Origin of the sequence: Paracoccus mangrovi (genome assembly GCF_042648425.1) — a bacterium.
Lineage (GTDB): Bacteria > Pseudomonadota > Alphaproteobacteria > Rhodobacterales > Rhodobacteraceae > Paracoccus > Paracoccus mangrovi.
The window spans coordinates 52,907-77,531 of sequence record NZ_JBHRXJ010000012.1; the positions used below are offsets into that span (position 1 = coordinate 52,907).

Below are 24,625 nucleotides of genomic sequence, written 5' to 3' on the forward strand. Positions count from 1 at the left end.
TGCCGCGCCCCTGATTTCCATGCCGGATCGGCTTAGTTGCGAGCCTTGTCGACCATCTTGCCCTTGGAGATCCAGGGCATCATGCCGCGCAGCTTTTCACCGACCTTTTCGATCTGGTGTTCGTCATTGATGCGGCGGGTCGCCTTGAAGAAGGGCTGACCCACGGCGTTTTCCTGCATGAAGTCGCGCACGAATTTGCCGGTCTGGATGTCGGTCAGCACGGCTTTCATGCGGGCCTTGGTTTCCTCATAGGGCAGGATGCGCGGGCCCGAGACATATTCGCCATATTCGGCGGTGTTCGAGATCGAATAGTTCATGTTCGCGATGCCGCCTTCATAGATCAGGTCGACGATCAGCTTCACCTCGTGCAGGCATTCGAAATAGGCCATTTCCGGCTCATAGCCGGCCTCGACCAGGGTCTCGAAGCCCATGCGGATCAGTTCGACCAGACCACCGCAGAGCACGGCCTGTTCGCCGAAGAGGTCGGTTTCGCATTCCTGACGGAAGTTGGTCTCGATGATGCCCGAGCGGCCGCCACCGATGGCCGAGCAATAGCTGAGCGCGATATCCTGCGCCTTGCCGGTCGCGTCGTTGTGGACCGCGAACAGGCAGGGGACGCCGCCGCCCTTGGTGTATTCGCCGCGCACAGTATGGCCGGGGCCTTTCGGGGCCATCATGATCACGTCGACGCCGTGCTTCGGCTCGATCAGGCCGAAATGCACGTTCAGGCCGTGGGCGAAAGCGATCGCCGCGCCTTCGCGCAGGTTGTCATGGACGTATTTCTTGTACGTCTCGGCCTGCAATTCGTCGGGCATGGTGAACATGATTAGGTCGGCCCAGGCGGCGGCCTCGGCGATGTCCATGACCTTCAGACCCTCGGCCTCGGCCTTGGCGCGCGACGGGCTGCCGGGGCGCAGCGCGACCACGAGGTTCTTGGCGCCCGAATCGCGCAGGTTTAGCGCATGGGCATGGCCTTGCGAGCCATAGCCCAGCATGGCGATCTTCTTGTCCTTGATCAGGTTCACATCGGCGTCGCGATCATAGTAAACGCGCATCTGCGTCTCTCCGTTTGTTCGATGCATGGGTTTTAGCAAGATATTCGCGCCAGTTCTGTGCAATTTTCGCGATATGACTGGAAAATTCGCAAATATCATGTCATAGATAATGCAGAGGTGAAGTAATCATGTCCGATACCACGGATCGCCGCATCCTGCGCCAGCTTTTGGCGGACCCGTCCATCCCGAATCCCGAACTGGCCGAGCGGGCAGGGGTCACCCCCGCCAGCCTGTGGCGGCGGCTGGAACGGATGCGCGAAACCGGCGTCATCCGGGCCATCGAATCCCGCATCGACTGGCGCAAGCTGGGATATGAGGTTCAGGTCAGCCTGCGCTTCACCCTCGACAAGACCGAGCCGCGCGCCTTTGACGATTTCATGGCCGCGGCCCGCAAGGTGCCCGAGGTCACGGAAATCCAGACCTTTCTGGGTTCGGTCGACCTGCGGCTTTCGGTGATCGCGCGGGACATGGCGCATTGGCAACAGCTTTACCGCGACAGCATCCTGACCCTGCCGCATGTGTCCGACAGCGACGCCCTGATGCTGGTTTCAACCATCAAGGATGTGCAGGAGCTGCCGATATGAGCGGACCGGTCACGCCCGATGCGACCGATCTGGCCATTCTGCGGCTGTTGGCGGGGGATGCGACGCTGAGCGCGGCCGAAATCGGACGTGAGCTGGGCGTCACCCAACCGGCGATCTGGCGGCGGATCCGGCGGCTGACGGATGCCGGTGTCATCGCCGGGCGCCGCATCGTCGTCGACACGGCCGCGCTGGGGTTCGGCGTCACCGTCTTTCTGGGCATCCGGCTGGCCGCCAAGGGGCGCACCAGCCTTGAGGATTTCGAGCGCGCGGTGACCGCCATCCCCGAGGTCCAGACCGTCCAGCATGTTCTGGGCCAGTTCGATTACCGCCTGCGCATCCATGCCCGCGACATCGCCGATTTCGAACGCATCCTGCGCCGCCGGATCATGACCCTTCCCGGTGTGGGCCAGGTCGAGGCCAATGTGATGCTGTCCGAGGAACGCCGTCCCGGCCCGCTTTAGAACCGCTTTTCCATATAGATGCGCGGTAAGCCGTGCTCGATGACGCGATGCGTCTCAAGATAGCCGCGCCCGGTATAGATCACGAGATTTTCGACCATGATTTCCTGTGTATTAAGCCGGATCGCGGGCAGGCCCGTCCAATGGGCATAGCCTTCGGCAAATTCCAGCATGGCGCGGCCATGGCCCCGGCCCTGGGCCAGCGGGTCGACCGCGATATTGTCGAGCATCAGGTGATCGCGCTCTTCGACAAGAACCACAAAGCCACAGGGGCGTTCATGTTCGACGCCGCCCGGCGCGTATTCAAGCACCATGATCCAGATCTGTCGCTTTCGGATGCGGGCGGCGTAATCGTCGTTCAGCGGCGCCGGCTCAAGCCCGTTGCGGGCGACATAGGGGCGATAGGCGGCCTCGGCGATGGCCTGAATCGCCGCAAGATCCTCGGGAAGCGCCGGTCTGATCGCGGTGCTGATGACGTCGCCGGCGGGGCTTTGCATGATCGGATCCTTTTGCATGCAGATTAACCGCCCCCGGTTGCGCCGACAAGCCGTGGTCACGCCCTTGTTGGCTTGCATAATCGCGCGCGGCGGGCCAAGCAGTTGCCAGCAAAAACAAGGTGACAGATGGCCAGCCCACGCCCCTTTTCCCGTTATGAATTCCTGATCGCATGGCGCTATCTGCGCGCGCGCCGGGCCGAGGGCGGGGTCAGTGTGATGACCTGGATCAGCCTGATCGGCATCGCGCTTGGGGTGATGGCGCTGATCGCCACGCTGGCGGTGCGGGCGGGGTTCCGCGCCGAATATGTCGACACCATTCTGGGCGCCAATGCCCATAGCACGGTCTATTACACGCCGACCTCGGTCTATAACGACCTGACCGAGGAAACCTATATCTCCCCCGGCCGGATTTCGGATTACGACGCGCTGGCCGCGCAGATTGCCCGGATCCCGGGCGTGACCCGCGCCAATCCGGTCGTGCGCGCGCAGGTCATGGCCAGCCAGGCCGACGCCGCCAATGTGGCCGAGGTTTACGGTGTCACGCTGGACGCGCTCAAGGCGATGGAGCGGATCGCCGACCCGGAAACCTCGGGCGGCAATATCGACGATTTCGGGAATGGCATCGCCATCGGCGCGGGCCTTGCGCGCGAGCTGGGCGTCGGCGTCGGCGACAAGCTGCAACTGACCGCGCCACAGGGCGCCAAGACCCCCTTTGGCACCACGCCCCGCCGCGAAAGCTTTGACGTGGTCTATGTGTTTTCGGCCGGGCGCTATGACATCGACCGCACCCGCATCTATATGCCTATGGCCGGAGCGCAGAGCTTTTTCAACCGCGAGGGCGTCGCCGACGAGATCGAGGTTTTCGTCACCGACCCCGAAAAGATCGACGACTGGACGCCGCAATTGCTGGATGCGGCGGGCGAGCGCGCGCAGGTCTGGACATGGCGCGATGCCTCGGGCGATTTCCTGCGTGCGCTGGATATCGAAGATAACGTGATGTTCCTGATCCTTGGGATTCTGGTGCTGATCGCCTCGATGAACATCACCTCGGGGCTGATCATGCTGGTCAAGAACAAGGGCCGCGATATCGGCATCCTGCGCACGATGGGCCTGACCGAGGGCGCGGTCCTGCGCGTGTTTTTCCTGTGCGGGGCGTTTACCGGCGTCATCGGCACCATTGCGGGGGTCATTCTTGGGGTCACGCTGGCCCTGAATGTCGAACATATCATGACCTTCCTGAACTGGGTTTCGAACGGGGGGGCGTGGAACGCCTCGGTGCGCGGCATCTATGAGCTGCCGGCCAAGCTGCGCGGCATCGACATCGCCAAGGCGGTGGGGCTGTCCCTGTTCCTGTCATTCGTGGTGACGATCTTTCCGGCCCGCCGCGCGGCCCGCATGAACCCGGTGGAGGCCCTGCGCTATGAGTGACGTTCTGCGGCTGGAAGGGATTTCCAAGACCTATGGCAAGGGCGGTCCGGCGCCGGTGCCGGTGCTCAGCGACCTGTCGCTGTCGGTCGCGCGGGGCGAGGTGGTGGCGCTGGTCGCGCCCTCGGGGGCGGGGAAATCGACGCTTTTGCACATCGCCGGGCTTCTGGATACGGCCGATACGGGGCGCGTCCTGTTGAACGGCCGCGACATGAGCCATGAAAACGACCGCCGCCGGACCGAGGCCCGGCGCGAGGATCTGGGCTTTGTCTATCAGTTCCACCACTTGCTGCCGGAATTCACGGCTGCCGAAAACATCGTGCTGCCGCAGCTGGCCAATGGCGTTTCCGAACGCGCGGCACAGATCCGCGCGCAGTACCTGTTGAGCCGCGTGGGTCTTGACCACCGCGCGGATCACCGCCCGGCGCAACTGTCGGGGGGCGAACAGCAGCGGGTGGCGTTCTGTCGGGCGCTGGCCAATCAGCCGTCGCTTTTGCTGGCCGATGAGCCGACCGGCAACCTTGATCCCGCGACCTCGGACAAGGTCTTTGACGTGCTGATGGCGCTGGTGCGCGACACCGGATTGGCCGCGCTGATCGCGACCCATAACATGGAGCTGGCGGCGCGCATGGACCGGGTGATCCGGCTGGGCGGGGAATGAAGGTTCGCGCCGCCCTTTGCGCCGCCCTGCTGGCCGCGCCGGCCTCGGCCGATCCGTTCGAGCAATTCGGCACGGCGATGAAATACGGGCTGCCGCTGGCGGCGGCGGTCTGCGCCGTCGATCAGGACCGGGCCGAGGATTTCGCCGTGCGCGGCATTTTGCAGGCGGCCATCGTCTGGGGGATGAAGGAATATTTCGACGGCGCCCCCATCTCGCGTCGCCCATCGGGCGAGGGCAAGGGCTTTCCGTCCGGCCATACGGCGGCGGCGTTTTTCGGCGCGGCGGATCTGGCGGGGAAATGCTTTGAAGACAAGGCGGCGGCCGGGGCGCTGGCTTACGGCGCGGCGGGCCTGACCGGCCTGAGCCGGGTTCAGGCCGGCGAGCATACGCCCGAACAGGTATTCACCGGCGCATTGATCGGGTTCAGCCTTGGCGCAGCCAGTTTCGGGATCGGCAGCGAGGGCGCAAGCTTTTCGGTCGGGATGCGGTTCTGATTTCAGGCCCCGCCATCGACGACCGGATCAGGTCGGGCGGCGCAGATCGACCAGCGATTTCCCCAACCTGAACGGCGCCGCGATGGCAATCAGCGACAGCGCGATCACCTGAAACAGGATGAACAGCGAATTGCTTTGCAGAAAATCCCAATCGGCTTTCAGACGCTGCAATGCCTGGATCAGATCGCTATAGGTCAAGGCAAGGACCCGATAATCGGCGGCGACCTCGGGCTTGGCGCTCTCAACGGATTTCAGTGCCATCACCGTATCGGGGTCCAGGGGATCAAAGGCCAAAAAACCGACCGGATCAAAGCTTTCGACGCGGGCCAGCTTTTCGGCGTAATCCATGTCCTCGGCGTCGCGCGCCGCCGCCGTTGCCGGCTCACCGATAAAAAGCCGCAGCGCCCGCAGGGGCGTGCTGGCATGGCTGACATCGGCAAATAGCGGCAGATCGGCATTGATCGCAGTCGAGGCCGACAGAAATTCGATCTTTTCGCAAAGCCGAAGATCCTCGGCGACCGGATCCTGCCCGCAATAGCGCAGACGGAAACGCGCCGCATCGCGGTCAAAGGCGCGCGATGTGGCAAAGCTCACGTCGATCTGGCGTTCCAGCCGGGCGCTGTCATCGGCATAGACCCCGGCCATCAGCGCCGTCACGATACCCAGCCCGCCAAGCGCGACCCATGCCAGATCGGCGGCGCGCCACCAATGGCTGTCGCGCCGGTGCCGCATGACCATGATCATGCAGATCAGCCCGAACGCGAAACAGGAAATGATGATGATCAGCTGGTTGGCAATGATGACTTCGGTCAGGGTTTCCATCGGCCGGGCCGTTGATCACACATCCAGCTCATCGGCATCCGCGAACTGCGCATTCTCCTGAATGAACTGAAAACGCAGCTCGGGTTTCTTGCCCATCAGCCGCTCGACCAGATCGCCGGTTTCGCCGCCCTCATCCTCGTCGATGCTGACCCGGATCAGCTTGCGCGTCTTGGGGTTCATCGTCGTGTCCTTCAGGTCCTTGGCGTCCATTTCGCCCAGACCCTTGAACCGCTGCACGTCGATCTTGCCCTTGCCGCCCAGACCCTTGGCCAGCCATGCCTCTTTCTCGGCATCGTCGGCGACATAGATGCGATGCGCGCCCTGGGTCAGCCGGTAAAGCGGCGGACAGGCCAGATACAGGTGCCCTTTGTCGATCATCGGCCGCATCTGGGTGAAAAAGAACGTCATGAGCAGGCTGGCGATATGGGCGCCGTCGACATCGGCATCGGTCATGATGATGACCTTGTCATAACGCAGGTCGTCGACATTGAACCTTGTGCCCATGCCGACGCCAAGCGCCTGACACAGGTCGTTGATTTCCTGGTTCGAGCCCAGTTTCGAGCTGGCCGCGCCAAGCACGTTCAGGATCTTGCCGCGCAGGGGCAAAAGCGCCTGCGTGGTGCGTTCGCGCGCCATCTTGGCGCTGCCGCCCGCGCTGTCGCCCTCGACGATGAAAAGCTCGGTCCCTTCGCGGTTGGTGGCCGAGCAATCGACCAGCTTGCCCGGCAGGCGCAGCTTTTTCGTCGCGGTCTTGCGGGCGGTTTCCTTTTCCTGCTTGCGGCGCAGCCGTTCCTCGGCCCGCAGGACAAGGAAATCGAGGATCGCGCCCGCCGATTTCGTATCCGCCGCCAGCCAGTTGTCGAAATGGTCGCGCACGGCGCCCTCGACCAGACGCTGGGCCTCGGTCGTGGCAAGGCGGTCCTTGGTCTGGCCGACGAATTCCGGCTCGCGGATGAAACAGCTGACCAGCGCGCAGCCGCCGGTCAACAGATCCTCGCGGGTGATCTGGGCGGCCTTCTTGTTGCTGATCAGCTCGCCATAGCCGCGGATGCCCTTGAGGATCGCGGACCAGAAGCCGGCCTCATGGGTGCCGCCCTCGGGGGTGGGGACGGTGTTGCAATAGGACTGGATGAAGCCGTCGCGCGCCGGCGTCCAGTTGATCGCCCAGTCCACCTTGCCAGGCGTGTTGAATTTTTCCTTGAAATCCACGGTGCCGGCAAAGGGGCGGTCGGCATAGGTGGTGGATTTACCCAGCGTTTCCGACAGGTAATCGGCCAGCCCGCCGGGGAAATGGAAGGTCGCCTCCAGCGGCGTTTCGCCATCCTCGATTTCCGACTTCCAGCGGATTTCCACGCCCGAGAACAGATAGGCCTTGGATTTGACCATCTTGACCAGCCGCGCGGGTTTAAAGCGGTGGTGACCGAATATCTGTTCGTCGGCATGAAAGGTCACGGTCGTGCCGCGCCGGTTCGGGGCGGCGCCGATGCGTTCCACCGGCCCCTGCGGGATCCCGCGCGAAAAGCGCTGTTCGAACAGCTCCTTGTTGCGGGCGACCTGCACCACCATGCTGTCGGAAAGCGCGTTCACCACCGAGGCGCCGACCCCGTGCAAGCCCCCCGAGGTCTGATAGGCATCGCCCGAGAACTTGCCCCCCGCATGCAAGGTGCAAAGGATCACCTCAAGCGCCGACTTGCCGGGGAATTTCGGGTGCGGGTCGATCGGGATGCCACGGCCATTGTCGCGGATCACCACGCTGAAATCGGCCAAAAGCTCGACCTCGATGCGCGAGGCATGGCCGGCGACCGCCTCGTCCATCGAGTTGTCGAGGATCTCGGCCACCAGATGGTGCAGCGCGCGTTCGTCCGTGCCGCCGATATACATGCCCGGACGCTTGCGAACCGGCTCAAGCCCCTCAAGGACCTCGATCGAGGCGGCCGAATAGCTGTCAGCAGCCCTGTCGGCAGCGGGAAAGAGATCGTCGGCCATGGCACCTGCTCGTCTTGTTCTGATCTTGTGGTTCTGATGCGGGGTTATCTCATGCCCGGGGGCGTGGCGGCAAGGGGAAGTGTCGTCCATGCGTCTCCCCACCACAGATTGTACCGTGCCGGGCCGGACAGGGGCGGCTTTGCAACGACAAAATGACGATTTCATGATACGCATCAAGGCGCGGCAAATTGGCGCGTGACAGACTGTCCCCGTTAATCAGGATCAGGAGGGTCGTAATGGAAGAAACGGAACATCTGCGGATCGACCAGGAAATTGGGCAGGATGCCGCCGAAGAGCTGGAAGTCCAGGCAGCTATCGCCGAGGTTGCCGCACCCGCGGCGGTCGCAACAGCCAGCGAGGGCAGGGGGCCGGCCACATTTCCCCGGCTGGACCCGGACGCGATCCGGCTGGCATTTGAATCCGGGCGCTATCCCTATGGCCGCAAGATGGGTCGCGTCGCCTATGAACGGGACAAGGCCCAGCTTCAGGCCGAACTTCTGAAGGTACAGCTTTGGGCGCAAGAGACCGGGCAGAAATTCGTCATTCTCTTCGAGGGCCGCGATGCCGCCGGCAAGGGCGGCACCATCAAGCGATTTACCGAACATCTGAACCCGCGTTTCGCCCGGGTCGTGGCCTTGAACAAACCCTCGGATGTCGAACGCGGGCAATGGTTCTTTCAACGCTATATCCAGCATCTGCCGACCTCGGGCGAGATGGTCTTTTATGACCGCAGCTGGTACAACCGCGCCGGGGTCGAGCGGGTGATGGGGTTCTGCACCCCCACCGAATACCTTGAATTCATGCGCCAATGCCCGGAATACGAACGCATGCTGGTGCGGTCGGGGATCCGGCTTTACAAATACTGGTTCTCGGTCACCCGCGACGAACAGCGCCGCCGCTTTCAATCGCGCGAGACCGATCCTCTCAAGCGCTGGAAGCTGTCGCCCATCGACCTCGCCAGCCTCGACAAATGGGATGACTATACCGAGGCGAAAGAGGCGATGTTCTTTTATACCGACACCGCCGATGCGCCCTGGACCATCGTGAAATCAAACGACAAGAAGCGCGCGCGCCTGAACTGCATGCGCCATTTCCTGTCGACACTGGACTATCCCGACAAGGATATGTCGGTGGTGACGCCGCCCGATCCGCTGATCGTCGGCCATGCCGGTCATGTCATCCATCAGGCCGAGCATATGCTGGGCGTGGCGATGCATCCGGCGCAGCGTTCGAATGGTGGTGCGCCCGCCTGATCGGGCGGGTCGGGGACACCGGGCTGGCCGCGCCTATTCCGGTTCGGCCAGCCGTTCCTTCCACATCTTCTGAAAGGCCGGGCGGGCCTGACAATCGGCCAGCCAGTCGCGCAGCGCTGGGAACTGTTCGATCAGCTCGCCATGGCTCTGGGCATAGCGCACGACCTCGGCCATGTTGATATCGGCGACCGTAAAGCGGCCGCCGACCATATGGCCGTTGCGCGCCAGATGCGCCTCAAGCACGCTCAGCGGCCGCACCAGCCTTTCGGCGGCATTGGCGATGGCGGCCTGATCGGCGCCCGATTGCGTCTGGCCCGCGCGGTGCAGGAACAGGATGGTCAGGGCGTCCGGCTCGATCGAGGTACAGGCGTAAAAGGACCATTGCAGCATCAGCGCATCCTCAGTGGCATCGACCGGGCCAAAGGGCTGGCCGTATTTGCGCGCCAGATACAGCGTGCAGGCCAGCGATTCCGACAGCGTCAGATCGCCGTCCTGAATCACCGGGATCGCACCTTGCGGCGAAATCCTCAGAAAGGCCGGGCTGCGGGTGTTCAGCGCCGCCCCCTCGGCATCGGGATCGGTCAGGCGATAGGCCTGGATGACCGGAACCTGACGATAGGAAAGGCCGATCTCATGGCACAGCCAGATGATGCGCGAGGCGCGCGAGCGGGTGACGCCATAGATGGTCAGCATGTCGGTCTCCGATGCGAATTGCCCGGGCAAGGTGGCGCAGTCAAAGCGTTTCGGCAAGATAGCGCATCATGTTGCCGCCCATGACCTTGGCGATCTGATCCTCGGAAAGCCCGGCATCCATCAGCGCCTGGGTCAGCGCCGAAAGATGCGCCACATCAAAGGGCGCATCGACCGAACCGTCGTAATCCGAACCCAGCGAGACGTGATCCTCGCCCACAAGCGCGATGGCGGCGCGAATGGTCTGGGCGATGGCGGCCGGGGTCTTGCCGCAGACGACATCCGACCAATAGCCGATACCGATGACGCCGCCCTTGCGGGCAATGGCCTGCAGCAGATCGTCGGAAAGATTGCGCGGCGTGGCGCATTGGCCATGCACGCCGGTATGGGACAGGACGGGCCGGGCACCGGGAATGGCCAGCACGTCGCGCACCATTTGCGGGCTCGCATGGGCAAGGTCGATGACCATGCGCCGCTCGATCATCCCGGCCACCACCTCGCGGCCGAAATCGCTCAGCCCCGACTCCGGGCCACCCTGACCATGCAGGCTGCCGCCCAGCTCATTATCGAAGAAATGCGTCAAGCCCAGCAGCCGGAAACCGGCGCCGTAAAGCACCTGAAGATTGGCGATCTCGCCCTCAAGCGGGTGGCCGCCCTCGCTGCCAAGCAATGCGCCGACTGTCCGCGCGCCCGCCTTGCGGGCGGCAAGCAACGCGCGCAGATCCTCGGCCGAACGGATCAGCATGACTTCGTCCGGCGCGCGCTCGGCGGCGCGGCGCAGGGCCGCAGCCTGAACCAGCGCGCGCTCTTTCAGGCTGAACCAACTGGCGAGGGGGCGGAGCTGGCCGATGAAGAGCGGGGTGATATTGTCGGGCGCCTCGGCGGTGTTTCGGCTGTAATTCTGACCGCGCGGGCTTTTGGTGACGGTGGTGAACACCTGCAAGGCGACATTGCCCTCGAACAGGCGGGGAATGTCCGTATGGCCGCGATCCGCGCGCCTCAGGATGTCGCGATCCCAAAGCAGGGCGTCGGAATGCCAGTCGCCAATCACCAGACGTTCATGCAACGCCTTCGCCTCGGCCGAGACGGGCCATCCGGCCTCGGGCGCGGTCACCGGGTTCAGACGGCTTTCGACGAAAGCCGGTCCCCGGACCGCCACGATGATGGCGGCAACGATGGCCAATGCCAGCAGCCACAGAAACATGCGCCGGATCAGTCGGATCATGCCACCCTCCGTTCTCAAATCGCGCGCAAGCATAGGACAGCGTCACAGGGGATGCGATTGAAAACCGCCCGCTCGATTGTCTGACACATGACCTGTCGAGGTCTTGGCATCGGGGGCTCTGCCCCCATCCCTTCGGGATTCCCCCGGGATATTTGAACATGAAAGATGCCTGAGAGGCCCCATCTCTTTCATGTCCAAATATCCTCGGGGGGTCCGGGGGGCGAAGCGCCCCCGGTGCGAGGTTTCGGGATCTGTGTCCCCGGCCCCTCAGTTCTCCATCGCTTCAAGCTCGTCGATGAAGCCTTCGATCATCGACAGGCCCTTGTCCCAGAAGGCCGGGTCCGAGGCGTCGAGGCCGAAGGGGGCCAGCAATTCCTTGTGATGCTTGGCCCCGCCAGCGGCCAGCATGTCGAAATATTTCGACTGGAAGTCCGGCAGCCCATCCTCATAGGCCGCATAGAGCGCGTTCACCAGCCCGTCGCCGAATGCATAGGCATAGACGTAAAAGGGCGAATGGACGAAATGCGGCACATAAGTCCAGAAGGTTTCATAGCCCGGCATGAATTCAAAGGCCGGGCCCAGGCTTTCGGCCTGAACCGACATCCAGAGCGCGTTGATATCTTCGGGGGTCAGTTCGCCCTCGGCGCGGGCGGCGTGCAGTTTCACCTCGAAATCGTAGAAAGCGATCTGACGCACGACGGTGTTGATCATGTCCTCGACCTTGCCGGCCAGAAGCGCCTTGCGCTGCGCCTTGTCGGTGGTCTTGCCCAGAAGCGCGCGGAAGGTCAGCATCTCGCCAAAAACCGACGCTGTTTCAGCGAGCGTCAGAGGCGTCGCGGAGAGCAACTCACCCTGACCGGCGGCCAGACGCTGGTGGACGCCGTGGCCCAGCTCATGGGCCAAGGTCATCACATCGCGCGGCTTGCCCAGATAGTTCAGCAGCACATAGGGATGCACGGTCGTGACCGTGGGATGGGCGAAGGCGCCGGGGGCCTTGCCGGGTTTGACGCCGGCGTCGATCCAGCCCTTGTCAAAGAACGGCTGCGCCAGCTCGGCCAGTTTCGGCGAAAAGCCGGCATAGGCTTCAAGCACGGTGCTGCGGGCTTCGGGCCATGCGATCAGGCGCGGAGTTTCCCCCGGAAGCGGCGCATTGCGGTCCCAGACCTGCAACTTGTCCAGTCCCAGCCAGCGCGCCTTGAGTGCGTAATAGCGATGCGAGAGCCGCGGATAGGCCTTGGTGACGGCATTGCGCAGCGCCTCGACCACCTCGGGCTCGACATGGTTGGACAGGTGCCGCGCGGTTTGCGGCGTGGGCATCTGGCGCCACTTGTCCTCGACCGCCTTTTCCTTGGCCAGCGTGTTGTGAATGCGGGCAAAGAGCTTGACGTTCTTGCCAAAGACGGCGGCCAGCGCGCGCGCGCCGGTTTCGCGCCGGGCGCGGTCGTGATCGGTCAGCAGGTTCAGCGTGGTTTCAAGCCCCCACTGTTCGCCGTCGACATCGAAGGTCAGGCCGGCCGTCGTCTCGTCAAAGAGCCGGTTCCAGGCGGCGGCGCCGACGACCGAATTGTCGTGCAGGAAACGCTCAAGCTCGTCCGACAGCTGATAGGGGCGCATGGCGCGCATGCGGTCAAAGACCGGCTTGTAGCGCGCCGGGCCATCCTTGGCGGAAAACACCTCGGTATAGCGCGCATCGGGGATGCGGTTGAATTCGAGGCTGAAGAAGACCAGCTTGGTCGTCGCGTCGGTGATGCGGTCCTGAAGGTCGCTCATCTGCTTGGCGCGGGCGGCATCGGTGGTGTTCTGGTAATAGCGCAGGCCCACATAGGACATGATGCGCCCGGCCAGAATGTCGATCTGTTGATAGCGTTCGACGCATTCGAGCATCTTTGTCGGCGAAAGCGAGAGCAGCCGCCCTTCGAAATCGCGGGCGAATTCGGCGCAGGCGCGTTCCAGCGCGTCCAGATCGCGGGTCAGTTCGGGCGCGTCGGGGGCGGGGTAAAGGTCGCTCAGGTCCCATTCGGGCAAAGGTCCGAAATCCGCCCCACCGGCTGCGGCGGGAAGGGCGTTTTCATCATGGACGCGTTGCGGGGAAAGGGGCGGTAGCATGGTGATCGTCATATCTGGTCCTCTCGAATATCCCAGATTTGGCCTTTGTGACGCCCGGCTGCAAGCCGTTGGGCCACGGACCCCGGTGGGGACGAAGGTTTGAACTCAAAAATCAGCTGTGGTCGTATTGCCCGAAAAGCTGGACCGCCGCCTGTAGAAATGCGGTGCGGATCGGGTCGCGTTCCATCATCGGTTCATGGCGGCTCTCGGGCAGCTCCATGAGCCGCGCGCCCGGCCAATCCGCCGCGCGCCGTCGGATCGCGGCCCCCGAGACGATTCTTTCGCGTCCCCCCAGCGCGATCAGCGCCGGCAGATCCGGCGCCGGCACGGCGGCCAGCCGGCAGCATTCCAGCACGGCTTCGCGGACCCAGTTGCTGGTGGCGCCGCCGATGGCGATCTCGGGCCAGGTCGCGGTCTCGGCGACCATGCGGCCCCAGCGTGGCCCATCCCCGGTCAGCAGGTTCTTGAGGAACGGATCCAGCAACAGGAAACTGTCATCGCCGCCCGATCCGGGCGCCGGACGCCCGCCCCGGCCCAGCCGCACCAGAATCCCGGTCAAGGCCAGCACCACCGGCACCGGAATGCCGCGGAAATCGATGCCCCACATCGGCGATGAAAATGCAGCACTGGCCACCGGCAGCCCGCCTTCCAGCGCCGCCAGCCCGATCGCCCCGCCCATGGAATGTGCCAGCATGTGCCATGGCCGGGGCAGATCCAGTTCCTGCGCCGCGACGACCAGCTCGACCACGTCGCGCTGATAGTCCGAAAAGCGTTCGGCATGGCCGGGGCGGGGATTGACCTGCAAGCGATCGGAAAGCCCCTGACCGCGCCAGTCGACCGACAGCACGTCATAGCCCGCCGCGTTCAGATCCAGCGCGACCTGATGGTATTTTTCAAGATATTCGGTGCGGCCGGTAAACAGCAGCACCGTGCCCGATGCCTCGCCCGCAGCGCCGCCCCGATCCCTGGCCGCCCAATACCCCGCCCGCAGTCGCAGCCCGTCCTCGGTCCGCAGCCAGAAGCTGCGCACGCTGGGGATCGGATCTCCGGGAAGGGTATAGAAGGGGGCGGGGGTCATGTGGGGGGCGGTGCCGGGGGCGGGGGTTCAGGATGGTTCAGGACAGCAGCGCGCCCAGCTTCATAGCCGTGCCCATCGAGCCGTCGACCGTGAGTTTGCCGGTCATGAAGGCCATGGTCGGATTGACCTCGCCACTGAGCAGGCCCTCGAAGGTTTCGCGGCTGGCGGTCAGCGTGACCTCGGCTTCGTCATCACCGGCGCGGGCGCCGTTCGCGTCGATATAGACGGCGCCTTCGCCCTCGATCACGAATTTCGCGGTCCCGTCGAAGCCTTTGGCCTTGGGGTCCAATGCGGCAACGGCGGCCTCGACCACTTTGCTCATTCTCGATCTCCTGTCTGTGTATGGTATTCGTTCGGTCGGAAAGTTACATGGTGTTTATGCGTTTGCCAGTCCCCCATTTCCATCATGTCGTAGCGGCAGGGCTGATTCTGGGAATTTCCGGGCCAAGCATCGCGCAAACCACGGAAATATTACCGCCGCCCGGCATGGTGCCGGCGATTCCCGCGCAAGGCGATGCGGCACCCGGCGAATCGCCGATCCCGCAAGCCCCGGACGATGCGCCCCGGGATGGCGGCGCGGCGCGGGATCCCGGCCCCGACGATGCACAGGCCGCGCCCGAAGCGGCGCCCCCCGAAGAGGCCACGACCGCCGCGCGCCTGCGCGAACGCGAGGATCTCGACCTGCTTTTCGCCGAACTGGCCCAGCCAGAGGGCGAAAACTGGGCGCGCGCCGAAACCGATATTCTACGCATCTGGTCGCGCTCGGGTTCGGCGGCGATGGATCTGCTTTACAAGCGCGGCGAGGCGGCGCTGGATGCCGGCGACAGCGCGACCGCCATCGGCCATCTGACGGCGCTGACCGATCATGCGCCCGATTTCGCCGCCGGCTGGTATCTGCGCGCCGTCGCCTTTTACATGGACGGCGATTACGGGCCGGCGCTTGCCGATCTGGAACGCGTGCTTGCGCTTGAGCCGCGCCATTTCGCGGCGCTGACCCAGCTGGGCACCATGCTTGAGGAGCTGGGCGACAGGCCGCGCGCCTTGCAGGCCTATCGCGAAAGCCTGAAAATCCATCCGCATCAAGAGGATGCACAAGATGCGGTGACACGGCTGGAACAGGAAATGCAAGGCACGGACGCCTGAGATGCAGGACAGATCGCGGGTTACGGCCGTTCTTGGCCCGACCAATACCGGCAAGACCCATTATGCCGTCGAGCGCATGCTGGCCCATCGCACGGGGGTCATCGGCCTGCCGCTGCGGCTGCTTGCGCGCGAGGTTTACGACCGCATCGTCAAGGCGCGCGGCCCCTCGGTCGTCGCGCTGATCACCGGAGAGGAACGCATCGTCCCCGAGCGGGTGCAATATTGGGTCGCCACCACCGAGGCCATGCCCGAGGTCGGCGCCGATTTCGTCGCCATCGACGAGATCCAGCTTTGCGCCGATCCCGAACGCGGCCATGTCTTTACCGACCGGCTGATGAACATGCGCGGCCTGCACGAGACGATGCTTTTGGGCAGCGACACCATGCGCCCGGCCATCGCCGCGCTGGTGCCCGGCGTCCAGTTCATGCGCCGCGAACGGTTCTCCACGCTCAGCTGGGCGGGTTCGAAAAAACTGAGCCGCATGCCGCCGCGCTCGGCCATCGTGTGCTTTTCCGTCGATGAGGTCTATGCCACGGCCGAGTTGATCCGCCGTCAAAAGGGCGGCTGCGCGGTGGTCATGGGCGCGCTTTCGCCCCGCACCCGCAACGCCCAGGTCGCCATGTATCAGAACGGCGAGGTGGATTATCTGGTCGCCACCGACGCCATCGGGATGGGGCTGAACCTCGACATCCGCCACATCGCCTTTTCCGCGACCGAGAAATTCGACGGCCGCCGCTATCGCCCGCTTTTTCCCCATGAGCTGGGCCAGATCGCCGGCCGGGCCGGGCGCCATACCGACCCCGGCACCTTTGGCGTCACCGGCGATGCAAGCCCGCTGGACGAGGGCCTGATCGAGGCGATCGAGAACCACCGCTTTCAGCCGATCAGCCGGTTGATGTGGCGCAACGCCGCCACCGAATTCGGCACCATCGAGCGGCTGATCGCCAGCCTTGAGGTCGCGCCGCAATCCGAATGGCTGTCGCGTGGCCGCGAGGCCGACGATCTGCGCGCGCTCAAGGCGCTCTCGGCCATGCCCGAGATCCGTGACCAGGTGACGCATCCCAAGGATGTGCGGCTGCTGTGGGATGTCTGCCGGATCCCGGATTTCCGCTCGATCTCGGCGGGTGAGCATTCGACGCTTCTGGCGCGGATTTTCGGCTTTTTGCGCGACGGACAGGTGCCCGGCGACTGGCTGGCCAGCCAGATCCAGCGCATCGACAAGGTTCAGGGCGATATCGACACATTGTCGAAACGATTGGCATATATCCGCACCTGGACCTATGTCGCGCAGCGTTCGGGCTGGGTTTCGGACGAAAGCCATTGGCGCGCCGAGACGCGCGCGGTAGAAGATCGTTTGTCGGATGCGCTTCACGCGGCTCTGACGCAAAGATTCGTGGACCGGCGCACATCCGTTCTGTTGCGCCGGCTCAAACAGAAGGAGGCCCTTTTGGCCGAGGTGAACGACAAGGGCGAAGTGACGGTCGAGGGCGAATTCGCCGGCCGTCTGGAAGGTTTCCGCTTTCAGGCGGATCCCAGCGCAACCGGGGACGAGGCGCGGATGCTCGCGCGCGCCGCCTATGAGGCCTTGCAGCCGGAATTCCATCTGCGCGCGGACCGTTTCTATAACGCGCCCGATACCGAGCTGGATTTCACCGAGCAGGGCGGCCTGATGTGGGGCAGCTCGGCCATCGGCAAGCTGGTCAAGGGCGCCGAGCCGATGAAGCCCGGCGTCGAGGCCTTCGTCGACGAAGAGGCCGGCCCCGATATCGCCGAAAAGGTGCGCCGCCGCTTGCAGCATTTCATCGACCGCAAGGTGGCGACGGCCTTCGAGCCGCTGCTTGCGTTGAAGAATGACGAAACCCTGACCGGGCTGGCGCGCGGTTTCGCCTTCCGTCTGGTCGAGGCTTTTGGCGTTCTGCCGCGCGAGGGCGTCGCCAATGAGGTCAAGGATCTGGATCAGGATGCGCGCGGGCTGTTGCGCAAGCATGGCGTGCGCTTTGGCCAGTTCACCATCTTTCAGCCCGCGCTGCTGAAGCCCGCGCCGACGCGGCTGCGGCTGGTGCTGTGGGGGCTGGATCAGGGGCTGTCGGAATTCCCCGAAAGCCCGCCGCCCGGTCTGGTGACGATCCCGAACCTGCCCGATGTGCCCAAGGGCTATTACACGCTCTCGGGCTATCATCCAGCGGGCGAGCGGGCGATCCGCATCGACATGCTCGAGCGTCTGGCCGACATGCTGCGCACGCATGACAGCCGCGCCGGCTTTGAGGCGACGGCCGACATGCTGTCGATCACCGGCATGACGCTGGAACAGTTCTCGGGGCTGATGGGCGGGCTGGGCTACAAGGCCGAGCGCGGCGAACGCGCCAAGGCCCGCGCCGAGGCGCCCGTCGCGCCGGCGGCCGAGATCGCGGCCCCCGATCCCAATGACCACGAGCATCCGCTGACCGAAGAGGAAAGCGTTCTGGCCGCCGAAACCCGCGCCAAATGGGAGGCCGAGCAGGCCGCCCGCAAGGCCGAGGAAGAGGCCGCGGCAGAAGCCGCCGGCGAAACCGTCGATACGGGCATTGCCGAACCCGGCCCCGAGGCCGGCGTCGTCGTGCCCGAGCTTGAGGTGTTCTATACCTTCACCTGGGCGCCGCGTCCGCGCGGCAACCGCCGCCCCCAGCGCGGCGAGCATCAGGGGCAGGCCGGTCAGGATCAGGGTCAGGGACGCGGCCCGCAGGGTGCCCGCGCCGAACGTGGCCCGCGCCGCGACGGCAAGCCCGGCGAAGGTCGCAACAGCGATGGCAAGCCCGGCGAGGGGCGCTTTGGCGGCGAAGGCAAGCGCAGCGGCGGCGGCCCGAAAGGCAAGCCCAAGGGCAAGCCGCGCCATGACGGCCCGCGCGGCGACGGCCCCCGCAAGGACGGCCCCAAGCAATTCGAGGCCCGTCCGCCCCGCGCCGAGAAAAAGATCGACCCCGATAGCCCCTTCGCGATTCTCGCCTCGCTGAAGAACAAGACGTGAGCACGGCGCAGCCGGCCGACAGCCTCAGGCTGGACCGCTGGCTGCATCACGTCCGGCTGTTTCGGACCCGCACCATCGCTGCCGAGGCCATCGCGGGCGGTGGTGTCCGGCTGAATGGCCAGCCCTGTCGCAAACCCGCGCAGGCGGTGCGGCCGGGCGATACCGTGACCGTTTCGGCCCATGGCAGGGTGCGCGTGCTGCGCGTTCTTGCCCTGGGCGAGCGGCGCGGCCCGGCGACCGAGGCCGCGACGCTTTATGAAGACGTCAATCCCTGATCCCGGGCGCGGCGTTCCGGCGCCATGCCCGGTGCCATGCCCGGCGAAACGGCCCGGCGCAAAGGCCCGGCCGGGGTCCGCAATGCGGGAACGGAACGTGGTTTCGCGAAAGCCCCGCGCCCCGGAACGCGGTTCCATGGTCGGGCAGGGATGGCCGCAACTGCGTCTTTTCGGCGCGCACGGCCTTGAATGATGGTCGTGCCGGGCGTAACTAGCCGCACAGGAAACAGGAAATACGCCAATGACCTACGTCGTCACCGATAACTGCATCATGTGCAAATATACCGACTGCGTCGAAGTCTGTCCGGTCGACTGTTTCTATGAGGGTGAGAATACGCTGGTCATTCATCCCGATGAATGCATCGATTGCGGCGTCTGCGAACCCGAATGCCCGGCCGATGCGATCCGCCCGGATACCGAGCCGGATATGGAAAGCTGGGTCGAGTTCAATCGGAAATATTCCGAGCTCTGGCCCGTCATCACCCGCAAGAAAGACCCGATGCCCGGCTATCAGGACATGGATGGCGTCGCGGGCAAGCTTGAGAAATATTTTTCGGAAGCGCCCGGCGAGGGTGACTGAGGCGATCTGACGGGCGATCATTCGCCCATCGCGCGACTGTGATGACGCTGCATCATTTGGGTGATTTGACCAAGTTCGCCCTTGGCCGCCCAGTCCGGGAATCGCTATTGCTGGATTGGTGAAGCGCATGAAGCGATTCGGCGCGGTCACCCACCGGTTCTGCCGGTTGCTGGTTTCTGAGTGATTGATTTTAATAGATTCTCCACGCGCTGGCAGAGCCGGTGCCGCTTTGCAGCGGACCTTTGAAACGACGCGTTTTTTGTGTTATATTGGCTTCACATTCGCGCCGCTCGGGCCGCTCGCTGCGGCCTGTGCGGCGTTGCTCCCTGAACCGGCGATCTGCCCCGCCGGCTTTTAGAAACGATATATCGGCCCGAAAGGGGGGGATCACCCCGCCTTTAGGGCTTTTGTGCCGCAATGCGGTGCCGCTGCGAAGGAAGCTAAATGTCCAAGACCAACAAGAAGACCGAATTCCGCCCCGATGATTTCGTGGTCTATCCCACCCATGGTGTCGGGCGGATCGTTTCCATCGAAGAACAAGAGGTTGCCGGGCTGCGCCTTGAGATGTTCGTGATTTCGTTCGAAAAGGACAAGATGACGCTGCGGGTGCCGACCGCCCGGGCCAGCGAGATCGGCATGCGCGGCCTGTCGACCCCGGATCTGGTCGAACAGGCGCTGAACACGCTCAAGGGCAAGGCCCGGGTCAAGCGCGCGATGTGGTCGCGCCGCGCCCAGGAATACGAGCAAAAGATCAATTCCGGCGATCTGATGTCCATCGCCGAGGTGGTGCGCGATCTGCATCGCAGCGACGACCAGCGCGAGCAGTCCTATTCCGAGCGTCAGCTTTATGAAGCCGCGCTGGACCGCCTGACCCGCGAAGTCGCCGCCGTCAGCGGCATGGACGAGGCCGGCGCCCAGAAGCGGGTCGAAACCGTGCTGACCGCGCGCGCCGCCTGATCCGGTTTTCTCGACATGGATCGGGGCGCCCTTGCGGGGCGCCCCTTTTCATTTGCCACCGTCCGTTGCGGGGGCTGTGACGCGCGCCGCCCCTGGCTCAGGCCAGCGCCGCCAGAATCCGTGCCCAGCTGCGCGCGCCTTTGGCAAAGCTTTGCAGATCGTATTTTTCGTTTGGCGAATGGATGCGATCATCGTCACGGGCAAATCCGATCAGCATCGAATCCATGCCCAGGATCTCCTTGAAATCGCCCGCGATGGGGATCGAGCCGCCGGCGCCGATATAGGCCGCGTCACGCCCCCATTCCTCGCTCAGCGCCTGTTTCGCCGCCGTGAAGGCCGGGTCCGAAATATCCATGCGGCTGGCCGGGCTGGCGCCGTGATCGGCAAATTCGACCCTGCAATCGGGGGGCAGGGCGGCCCGGATATGGGCGCGAAATGCGCTGCGGATGGCCTGCGGATCCTGGGTGCCGGTGAGCCGGAAGCTGACCTTGGCGCGGGCCTCGGCCGGCAGGACGGTCTTGAAGCCCTCGCCGGTATAGCCGCCGGTGATGCCGTTGATTTCAAAGGTCGGCCGGTTCCACACCATTTCCAGCGCCGTCCGGCCCCGTTCGCCGACGGGATGTTTCAGCCCGACCCGCGACAAAAACGCCTCGGCATCGAAACCGAGCGCGCCCCAATCGGCGCGCAGCTCATCGCTCAGGTCCGGCACCCCGTCATAAAAACCGGACAGGGTGACGCGCCCGGTTTCGTCCTTGACCGAGGCCAGCGCATTGACCAGCACCTGGATCGGATTGGCGGCCAGACCGCCGAAACTGCCCGAATGCAGGTCGCGATCGGCGGCGCGGATGGTGATTTCCTCGCCCAGCAGACCGCGCAGCTGGGTGGTGATCGCGGGACGGCCATCGGCATACATGCTGGTGTCGCAGATCATGGCGATGCCGGCGCGCAGCTCGTCGGCATTCTCGTGCAGGAAAGGGCGCAGGCTGGGCGAACCCGATTCCTCTTCGCCCTCGAACAGCAGCACCAGATCCGAAGGCAGGGCGCCATGCACCGCCTTCCAGGCCCGGAACGCCTCGACGAATGTCATCAGCTGACCCTTGTCATCCGAGGAGCCGCGGCCGCGAATGACCGGACCGTTGGGCGTCACCTCGATGGCCGGCTCAAAGGGCGGGCTGTCCCACAGGTTCAGCGGATCGACGGGCTGGACGTCGTAATGCCCGTAAAACAGCACCGGCCTGCGGTCGCCCTTTTGCGAATGCGCCACCACCATCGGATGGCCGGGCGTGTCGCGGACACTTGCGTCGAAGCCAAGCCCCGCCAGTTCCGCGCAAAGCCATTCCGCCGCCGCCCGAACATCGCCCCTATGCGCCGGATCGGTCGAGATCGAGGGGATGCGCAGGAATTCCAGAAGCCGCGCCTGCGCCTGGGGCAATCCGGCGTCCAGCGCCGAGAGAACCCCATCCAGTTTGATATCATCCGCCATGCATCACATTCCTGAGTTGTTTTCTTGGTTTAAATTGGCCGTTTAGGGCAAGTATTGCGACAATTTGGCCCTGTATTTTCCCTACTTTGACACTTATCAAGTAAAGACCCGCGGGATCGGCGCATGATCCCCCAAGCAAGCAAGTAAAAGCAAGGCAAGGGATCAAGATGGACTACTCCGCCGCCCTCGACCAGGCCATTGGCAAACTCCATGAGGAAGGCCGCTATCGCACGTTCATTGATATCGAACGTCGCAAAGGTGCCTATCCGCAGGCGGTCTGGACCCGTCCCGACGGGACCGAGACCGAAATCACCGTCTGGTGCGGCAACGACTATCTGGGCATGGGCCAGCATCCCGTCGTTCTGGCCGCCATGCACGAGGCGCTGGATGCGACCGGCGCCGGTTCGGGCGGCACGCGCAATATTTCCGGCACCACGGTCTATCACAAGCGCCTTGAGGCCGAGATCGCCGATCTGCACCAGAAACAGGCGGCCCTGGTTTTTTCCAGCGCCTATACCGCCAATGACGCGACGCTTTCGACGCTGCGCAAGCTGTTTCCCGGCCTGATCATCTATTCGGATGCGCTCAACCACGCCTCGATGATCGAGGGGATCAAGCGTTTCGACGGCGCAAAGCGCATTTTCCGCCATAACGACGTGGCGCATCTGCGCGAATTGCTGGCCGCCGACGATCCGGCCGCGCCCAAGCTGATCGCCTTTGAATCGATCTATTCGATGGATGGCGATTTCGGCGCCATCGCGGAAATCTGCGATCTGGCCGAGGAATTCAACGCGCTGACCTATCTCGACGAGGTGCATGCGGTGGGCATGTACGGTCCGCGCGGCGGCGGCGTGGCCGAACGCGACGGACTTTCGGATCGCATCGACATCTTCAACGGCACGCTGGGCAAGGCTTTCGGCGTCTTTGGTGGCTATATCGCGGCCTCGGCCAAGATGGTGGACGCGATCCGCTCTTATGCGCCGGGCTTCATCTTCACCACCTCGCTGCCGCCCGCGATCGCGGCGGGTGCTGCGGCCTCGATCGCCTTTCTCAAGACCCCCGCCGGACAGGAATTGCGCGACAAGCAACAGTTGCATGCCCGCATTCTCAAGATGCGGCTGCGCGGGCTGGGCATGCCGATCATGGATCACGGCAGCCATATCGTGCCGGTTCATGTCGGGCACCCGGTCCATTGCAAGGCGCTTTCGGATATGCTGCTGGCGGATTTCGGCATTTATGTGCAGCCGATCAACTTCCCGACCGTGCCGCGCGGAACCGAACGGCTGCGTTTCACCCCTTCGCCGGTCCATGATGGCGGTCAGATCGACCATCTCGTGCGCGCCATGGACAACCTGTGGTCGCAATGCAAGCTTAACCGGTCGGTCGCCGTCGCCTGACATGTTGAGGGGTGATCGCCTCTCGCGTCCGTGATAACCTTGCTTTAATCAACTTGTGAGAATCTCCTGATTCGGGGGATAGCAAAGAAGAATGGGGCAGGTGCGATGATCGGGCTAAGGGGGAATTCCCCGTCGCAAAGCCATGACGAATCGGCGGCGTTGCCGCCGGGTTTCGACGACCCGGATATCCGTCTGGGCGATCTCATGCGGGGCGAACGCGCCACGCTGGGCAAGTCGCTGCTGGACGTTCAGCGCGAATTGCGCATTCGCGCCTCATATGTTGCCGCCATCGAGAATTGCGACATCTCGGCCTTTGACACGCCCAGTTTCATCGCCGGCTATGTGCGGTCCTATGCGCGCTATCTTGGGATGGATTCGGACTGGACCTTCCGACGTTTTTGCCAGGAATCGGGCTTTCAGCCCACGCATGGCATGGCGCCATCGGCATCCGGCCCCAAGCCCCAGCGCCGCCCCTCGGACCCGGCCGAGGCCTTGGCAAATCCGCATCCGATCTTTCTGCCGCGTCCCGAAAGCATGTGGTCATCCTTTGAGCCGCGGGCGATAGGCTCGGTTCTGGTGATGGCGGCTTTGGCCTGCGGGCTGGGTTATGGCGGCTGGTCCGTCCTGCAAGAGGTGCAAAAGGTCAATCTGACCCCCGGCGAACAGGCGCCCGGGGTCGTGGCCAGCCTTGATCCCGTTCAGGATGCCGCCACCCCCGAAACCATCGACTCGGCCCAGGTAAACCTGCCACGTCCCGAGGGGCTGGACCGCACCTATCGGCCGCAAGCTCTTGAAATTCCGGTCCTCGTGGCCCGCGATGGCCCGATTGCGGCCATCGATCCCGGCCTTTCCGCTCCGGCCATGCAGCCCGCCGGCGCACAGGAAACGCCCATTCGCACCGCCACCGTCACGCCCGCTGTCCCGTCCGAGATGTTCGGCCCGGTCATGCCGGCGGAATCGGTGGCCGTGCGCACCATCGCCCCCGATGCCCCCGAGGTGGAAATTCTGGCGGCGCGTCCGGCATGGGTGCGCGTGACCTCGGCCGACGGCACCGTGCTTCTGGAAAAGACCATGGATGCGGGCGAACGCTTTGCCCTGCCCAAGCTTGAGGCGCCGCCGATCCTGCGCGCGGGCAATTCCGGCGCGGTCTATTTCGCGGTGAACGGCCGCACCTATGGCCCCGCCGCCCCGGGGGTCAAGGTGGTCAAGAATGTCGAATTGTCGCCGAATGCCCTGACCTCGAAATTCGCTTTCGCCGATCTGACCAAGGATCCGCAACTGGCGGAAATGGTTGCGCTGGCCTCGGTCGCCCCCACCGAAACCGGCGAGGCGGCCCGCCCCGAATAATCGGGCGCGCGGCCGGTCACGGCTGCGGCACCGCTTGCAAAGACTGGCCGCCCATGGCTTGCCCGCCGGGGCACATCGGCCTATTTCTGGCGCCAAGCAGGCGAA

The 24,625-nt window shown here is 64.2% G+C and carries 23 protein-coding genes; 13 read left to right on the forward strand and 10 right to left on the reverse strand.

The window, feature by feature from the left end; all coding sequences use genetic code 11:
• Window positions 1-32 precede the first annotated feature (32 nt).
• Window positions 33-1,055: a ketol-acid reductoisomerase gene (gene ilvC, locus ACFOMH_RS15175; RefSeq protein ID WP_377745522.1), complete on the reverse strand. Its 1,023-nt coding sequence runs from the start codon at window positions 1,053-1,055 to the stop codon at window positions 33-35.
• Between the two features lie 128 nt (window positions 1,056-1,183).
• On the opposite strand from ilvC, the gene ACFOMH_RS15180 reads away from it, so the two are divergent.
• Both ACFOMH_RS15180 and ACFOMH_RS15185 read left to right on the forward strand, forming a co-directional pair.
• Window positions 1,184-1,639 (forward strand): Lrp/AsnC family transcriptional regulator, encoded by a 456-nt coding sequence (locus ACFOMH_RS15180; RefSeq protein WP_374426010.1) that lies wholly within the window; start codon window positions 1,184-1,186, stop codon window positions 1,637-1,639.
• On the forward strand, window positions 1,636-2,100 hold the full coding sequence (locus ACFOMH_RS15185) for an Lrp/AsnC family transcriptional regulator (protein ID WP_374426012.1): 465 nt from the start codon (window positions 1,636-1,638) through the stop codon (window positions 2,098-2,100). The genes ACFOMH_RS15180 and ACFOMH_RS15185 overlap by 4 nt, the downstream gene beginning before the upstream one ends.
• Here the strand turns inward: ACFOMH_RS15185 and ACFOMH_RS15190 are convergent.
• Window positions 2,097-2,594, reverse strand: a complete 498-nt coding sequence (locus ACFOMH_RS15190; protein ID WP_377745526.1) for a GNAT family N-acetyltransferase — start codon at window positions 2,592-2,594, stop codon at window positions 2,097-2,099. The two genes, ACFOMH_RS15185 and ACFOMH_RS15190, sit on opposite strands and share 4 nt — an antisense overlap.
• Window positions 2,595-2,720: 126 nt before the next feature.
• On the opposite strand from ACFOMH_RS15190, the gene ACFOMH_RS15195 reads away from it, so the two are divergent.
• Genes ACFOMH_RS15195 through ACFOMH_RS15205 form a run of 3 tightly spaced genes read left to right on the forward strand, consistent with a single transcriptional unit; the run spans window position 2,721 to window position 5,174 of the window.
• A complete protein-coding gene (locus ACFOMH_RS15195; protein WP_377745528.1) occupies window positions 2,721-4,022 on the forward strand; it encodes a lipoprotein-releasing ABC transporter permease subunit in 1,302 nt (433 codons plus the stop codon).
• A complete protein-coding gene (locus ACFOMH_RS15200) occupies window positions 4,015-4,680 on the forward strand; it encodes an ABC transporter ATP-binding protein (RefSeq protein WP_377745529.1) in 666 nt (221 codons plus the stop codon). Before ACFOMH_RS15195 ends, ACFOMH_RS15200 begins: the two co-directional genes overlap by 8 nt.
• Window positions 4,677-5,174, forward strand: a complete 498-nt coding sequence (locus ACFOMH_RS15205) for a phosphatase PAP2 family protein (protein WP_374426020.1) — start codon at window positions 4,677-4,679, stop codon at window positions 5,172-5,174. Before ACFOMH_RS15200 ends, ACFOMH_RS15205 begins: the two co-directional genes overlap by 4 nt.
• Before the next feature lie 27 nt (window positions 5,175-5,201).
• Here ACFOMH_RS15205 and ACFOMH_RS15210 read toward each other — a convergent pair whose 3' ends face one another.
• Both ACFOMH_RS15210 and parE read right to left on the reverse strand, forming a co-directional pair.
• A complete protein-coding gene (locus ACFOMH_RS15210) occupies window positions 5,202-5,996 on the reverse strand; it encodes a hypothetical protein (protein WP_377745531.1) in 795 nt (264 codons plus the stop codon).
• A 15-nt stretch (window positions 5,997-6,011) separates the two neighbouring features.
• Window positions 6,012-7,982: a DNA topoisomerase IV subunit B gene (parE, locus tag ACFOMH_RS15215; protein WP_377745533.1), complete on the reverse strand. Its 1,971-nt coding sequence runs from the start codon at window positions 7,980-7,982 to the stop codon at window positions 6,012-6,014.
• Window positions 7,983-8,218: 236 nt separating this feature from the next.
• On the opposite strand from parE, the gene ppk2 reads away from it, so the two are divergent.
• Window positions 8,219-9,235, forward strand: coding sequence for a polyphosphate kinase 2 (gene ppk2 / locus ACFOMH_RS15220; RefSeq protein ID WP_377745535.1), 1,017 nt, complete (start codon window positions 8,219-8,221; stop codon window positions 9,233-9,235).
• A gap of 33 nt (window positions 9,236-9,268) precedes the next feature.
• Here the strand turns inward: ppk2 and ACFOMH_RS15225 are convergent, their stop codons facing one another.
• From ACFOMH_RS15225 to ACFOMH_RS15245, 5 genes are all read right to left on the reverse strand, one after another.
• Window positions 9,269-9,928: a glutathione S-transferase family protein gene (locus ACFOMH_RS15225; RefSeq protein WP_377745537.1), complete on the reverse strand. Its 660-nt coding sequence runs from the start codon at window positions 9,926-9,928 to the stop codon at window positions 9,269-9,271.
• Window positions 9,929-9,968: 40 nt separating this feature from the next.
• Window positions 9,969-11,150 carry a dipeptidase gene (locus ACFOMH_RS15230; RefSeq protein ID WP_377745538.1) on the reverse strand — a complete coding sequence of 394 codons (1,182 nt, stop codon included), beginning with the start codon at window positions 11,148-11,150 and terminating at the stop codon, window positions 9,969-9,971.
• Between the two features lie 267 nt (window positions 11,151-11,417).
• Entirely contained in the window at window positions 11,418-13,268 is a 1,851-nt protein-coding gene (locus ACFOMH_RS15235) for a M3 family oligoendopeptidase (protein ID WP_377745540.1), read from the reverse strand.
• 100 nt (window positions 13,269-13,368) lie between these two features.
• Window positions 13,369-14,334, reverse strand: a complete 966-nt coding sequence (locus tag ACFOMH_RS15240; protein WP_377745541.1) for an alpha/beta fold hydrolase — start codon at window positions 14,332-14,334, stop codon at window positions 13,369-13,371.
• 37 nt (window positions 14,335-14,371) lie between these two features.
• A complete protein-coding gene (locus ACFOMH_RS15245; RefSeq protein WP_374426034.1) occupies window positions 14,372-14,656 on the reverse strand; it encodes an SCP2 sterol-binding domain-containing protein in 285 nt (94 codons plus the stop codon).
• Window positions 14,657-14,820: 164 nt separating this feature from the next.
• Here ACFOMH_RS15245 and ACFOMH_RS15250 point away from each other — a divergent pair, with 164 nt between their 5' ends.
• From ACFOMH_RS15250 to ACFOMH_RS15270, 5 genes are all read left to right on the forward strand, one after another.
• Entirely contained in the window at window positions 14,821-15,477 is a 657-nt protein-coding gene (locus ACFOMH_RS15250) for a tetratricopeptide repeat protein (protein WP_377745543.1), read from the forward strand.
• 1 nt (window position 15,478) lies between these two features.
• A complete protein-coding gene (locus ACFOMH_RS15255) occupies window positions 15,479-18,481 on the forward strand; it encodes a helicase-related protein (protein WP_377745544.1) in 3,003 nt (1,000 codons plus the stop codon).
• Window positions 18,478-18,756, forward strand: coding sequence for an RNA-binding S4 domain-containing protein (locus tag ACFOMH_RS15260; protein WP_374426038.1), 279 nt, complete (start codon window positions 18,478-18,480; stop codon window positions 18,754-18,756). Before ACFOMH_RS15255 ends, ACFOMH_RS15260 begins: the two co-directional genes overlap by 4 nt.
• 241 nt (window positions 18,757-18,997) lie before the next feature.
• Window positions 18,998-19,336, forward strand: coding sequence for a ferredoxin FdxA (gene fdxA / locus ACFOMH_RS15265; RefSeq protein WP_374426040.1), 339 nt, complete (start codon window positions 18,998-19,000; stop codon window positions 19,334-19,336).
• 444 nt (window positions 19,337-19,780) lie between these two features.
• Window positions 19,781-20,293, forward strand: a complete 513-nt coding sequence (locus ACFOMH_RS15270; RefSeq protein ID WP_374426041.1) for a CarD family transcriptional regulator — start codon at window positions 19,781-19,783, stop codon at window positions 20,291-20,293.
• Window positions 20,294-20,390: 97 nt separating this feature from the next.
• Here ACFOMH_RS15270 and ACFOMH_RS15275 read toward each other — a convergent pair whose 3' ends face one another.
• Window positions 20,391-21,776, reverse strand: coding sequence for a dipeptidase (locus ACFOMH_RS15275; protein ID WP_377745547.1), 1,386 nt, complete (start codon window positions 21,774-21,776; stop codon window positions 20,391-20,393).
• A 167-nt stretch (window positions 21,777-21,943) separates the two neighbouring features.
• Between ACFOMH_RS15275 and hemA the strand changes: the two genes are divergently transcribed.
• The gene (gene hemA, locus ACFOMH_RS15280; RefSeq protein WP_374426045.1) at window positions 21,944-23,173 is read left to right on the forward strand and encodes a 5-aminolevulinate synthase; all 1,230 of its coding nucleotides are present in this window, start codon (window positions 21,944-21,946) and stop codon (window positions 23,171-23,173) included.
• 105 nt (window positions 23,174-23,278) lie between these two features.
• Window positions 23,279-24,520: a helix-turn-helix domain-containing protein gene (locus tag ACFOMH_RS15285; RefSeq protein WP_374426046.1), complete on the forward strand. Its 1,242-nt coding sequence runs from the start codon at window positions 23,279-23,281 to the stop codon at window positions 24,518-24,520.
• Window positions 24,521-24,625 lie beyond the last annotated feature (105 nt).

Bases quoted from the DNA above. Each gene is read 5' to 3' on its own strand.
- ilvC (WP_377745522.1), bottom strand. From the start codon at position 1,055: ATGCGCGTTTACTATGATCGCGACGCCGATGTGAACCTGATCAAGGAC.
- ACFOMH_RS15180 (WP_374426010.1), top strand. From the start codon at position 1,184: ATGTCCGATACCACGGATCGCCGCATCCTGCGCCAGCTTTTGGCGGAC.
- ACFOMH_RS15185 (WP_374426012.1), top strand. From the start codon at position 1,636: ATGAGCGGACCGGTCACGCCCGATGCGACCGATCTGGCCATTCTGCGG.
- ACFOMH_RS15190 (WP_377745526.1), bottom strand. From the start codon at position 2,594: ATGCAAAGCCCCGCCGGCGACGTCATCAGCACCGCGATCAGACCGGCG.
- ACFOMH_RS15195 (WP_377745528.1), top strand. From the start codon at position 2,721: ATGGCCAGCCCACGCCCCTTTTCCCGTTATGAATTCCTGATCGCATGG.
- ACFOMH_RS15200 (WP_377745529.1), top strand. From the start codon at position 4,015: ATGAGTGACGTTCTGCGGCTGGAAGGGATTTCCAAGACCTATGGCAAG.
- ACFOMH_RS15205 (WP_374426020.1), top strand. From the start codon at position 4,677: ATGAAGGTTCGCGCCGCCCTTTGCGCCGCCCTGCTGGCCGCGCCGGCC.
- ACFOMH_RS15210 (WP_377745531.1), bottom strand. From the start codon at position 5,996: ATGGAAACCCTGACCGAAGTCATCATTGCCAACCAGCTGATCATCATC.
- parE (WP_377745533.1), bottom strand. From the start codon at position 7,982: ATGGCCGACGATCTCTTTCCCGCTGCCGACAGGGCTGCTGACAGCTAT.
- ppk2 (WP_377745535.1), top strand. From the start codon at position 8,219: ATGGAAGAAACGGAACATCTGCGGATCGACCAGGAAATTGGGCAGGAT.
- ACFOMH_RS15225 (WP_377745537.1), bottom strand. From the start codon at position 9,928: ATGCTGACCATCTATGGCGTCACCCGCTCGCGCGCCTCGCGCATCATC.
- ACFOMH_RS15230 (WP_377745538.1), bottom strand. From the start codon at position 11,150: ATGATCCGACTGATCCGGCGCATGTTTCTGTGGCTGCTGGCATTGGCC.
- ACFOMH_RS15235 (WP_377745540.1), bottom strand. From the start codon at position 13,268: ATGACGATCACCATGCTACCGCCCCTTTCCCCGCAACGCGTCCATGAT.
- ACFOMH_RS15240 (WP_377745541.1), bottom strand. From the start codon at position 14,334: ATGACCCCCGCCCCCTTCTATACCCTTCCCGGAGATCCGATCCCCAGC.
- ACFOMH_RS15245 (WP_374426034.1), bottom strand. From the start codon at position 14,656: ATGAGCAAAGTGGTCGAGGCCGCCGTTGCCGCATTGGACCCCAAGGCC.
- ACFOMH_RS15250 (WP_377745543.1), top strand. From the start codon at position 14,821: ATGGTGCCGGCGATTCCCGCGCAAGGCGATGCGGCACCCGGCGAATCG.
- ACFOMH_RS15255 (WP_377745544.1), top strand. From the start codon at position 15,479: ATGCAGGACAGATCGCGGGTTACGGCCGTTCTTGGCCCGACCAATACC.
- fdxA (WP_374426040.1), top strand. From the start codon at position 18,998: ATGACCTACGTCGTCACCGATAACTGCATCATGTGCAAATATACCGAC.
- ACFOMH_RS15270 (WP_374426041.1), top strand. From the start codon at position 19,781: ATGTCCAAGACCAACAAGAAGACCGAATTCCGCCCCGATGATTTCGTG.
- ACFOMH_RS15275 (WP_377745547.1), bottom strand. From the start codon at position 21,776: ATGGCGGATGATATCAAACTGGATGGGGTTCTCTCGGCGCTGGACGCC.
- hemA (WP_374426045.1), top strand. From the start codon at position 21,944: ATGGACTACTCCGCCGCCCTCGACCAGGCCATTGGCAAACTCCATGAG.
- ACFOMH_RS15285 (WP_374426046.1), top strand. From the start codon at position 23,279: ATGATCGGGCTAAGGGGGAATTCCCCGTCGCAAAGCCATGACGAATCG.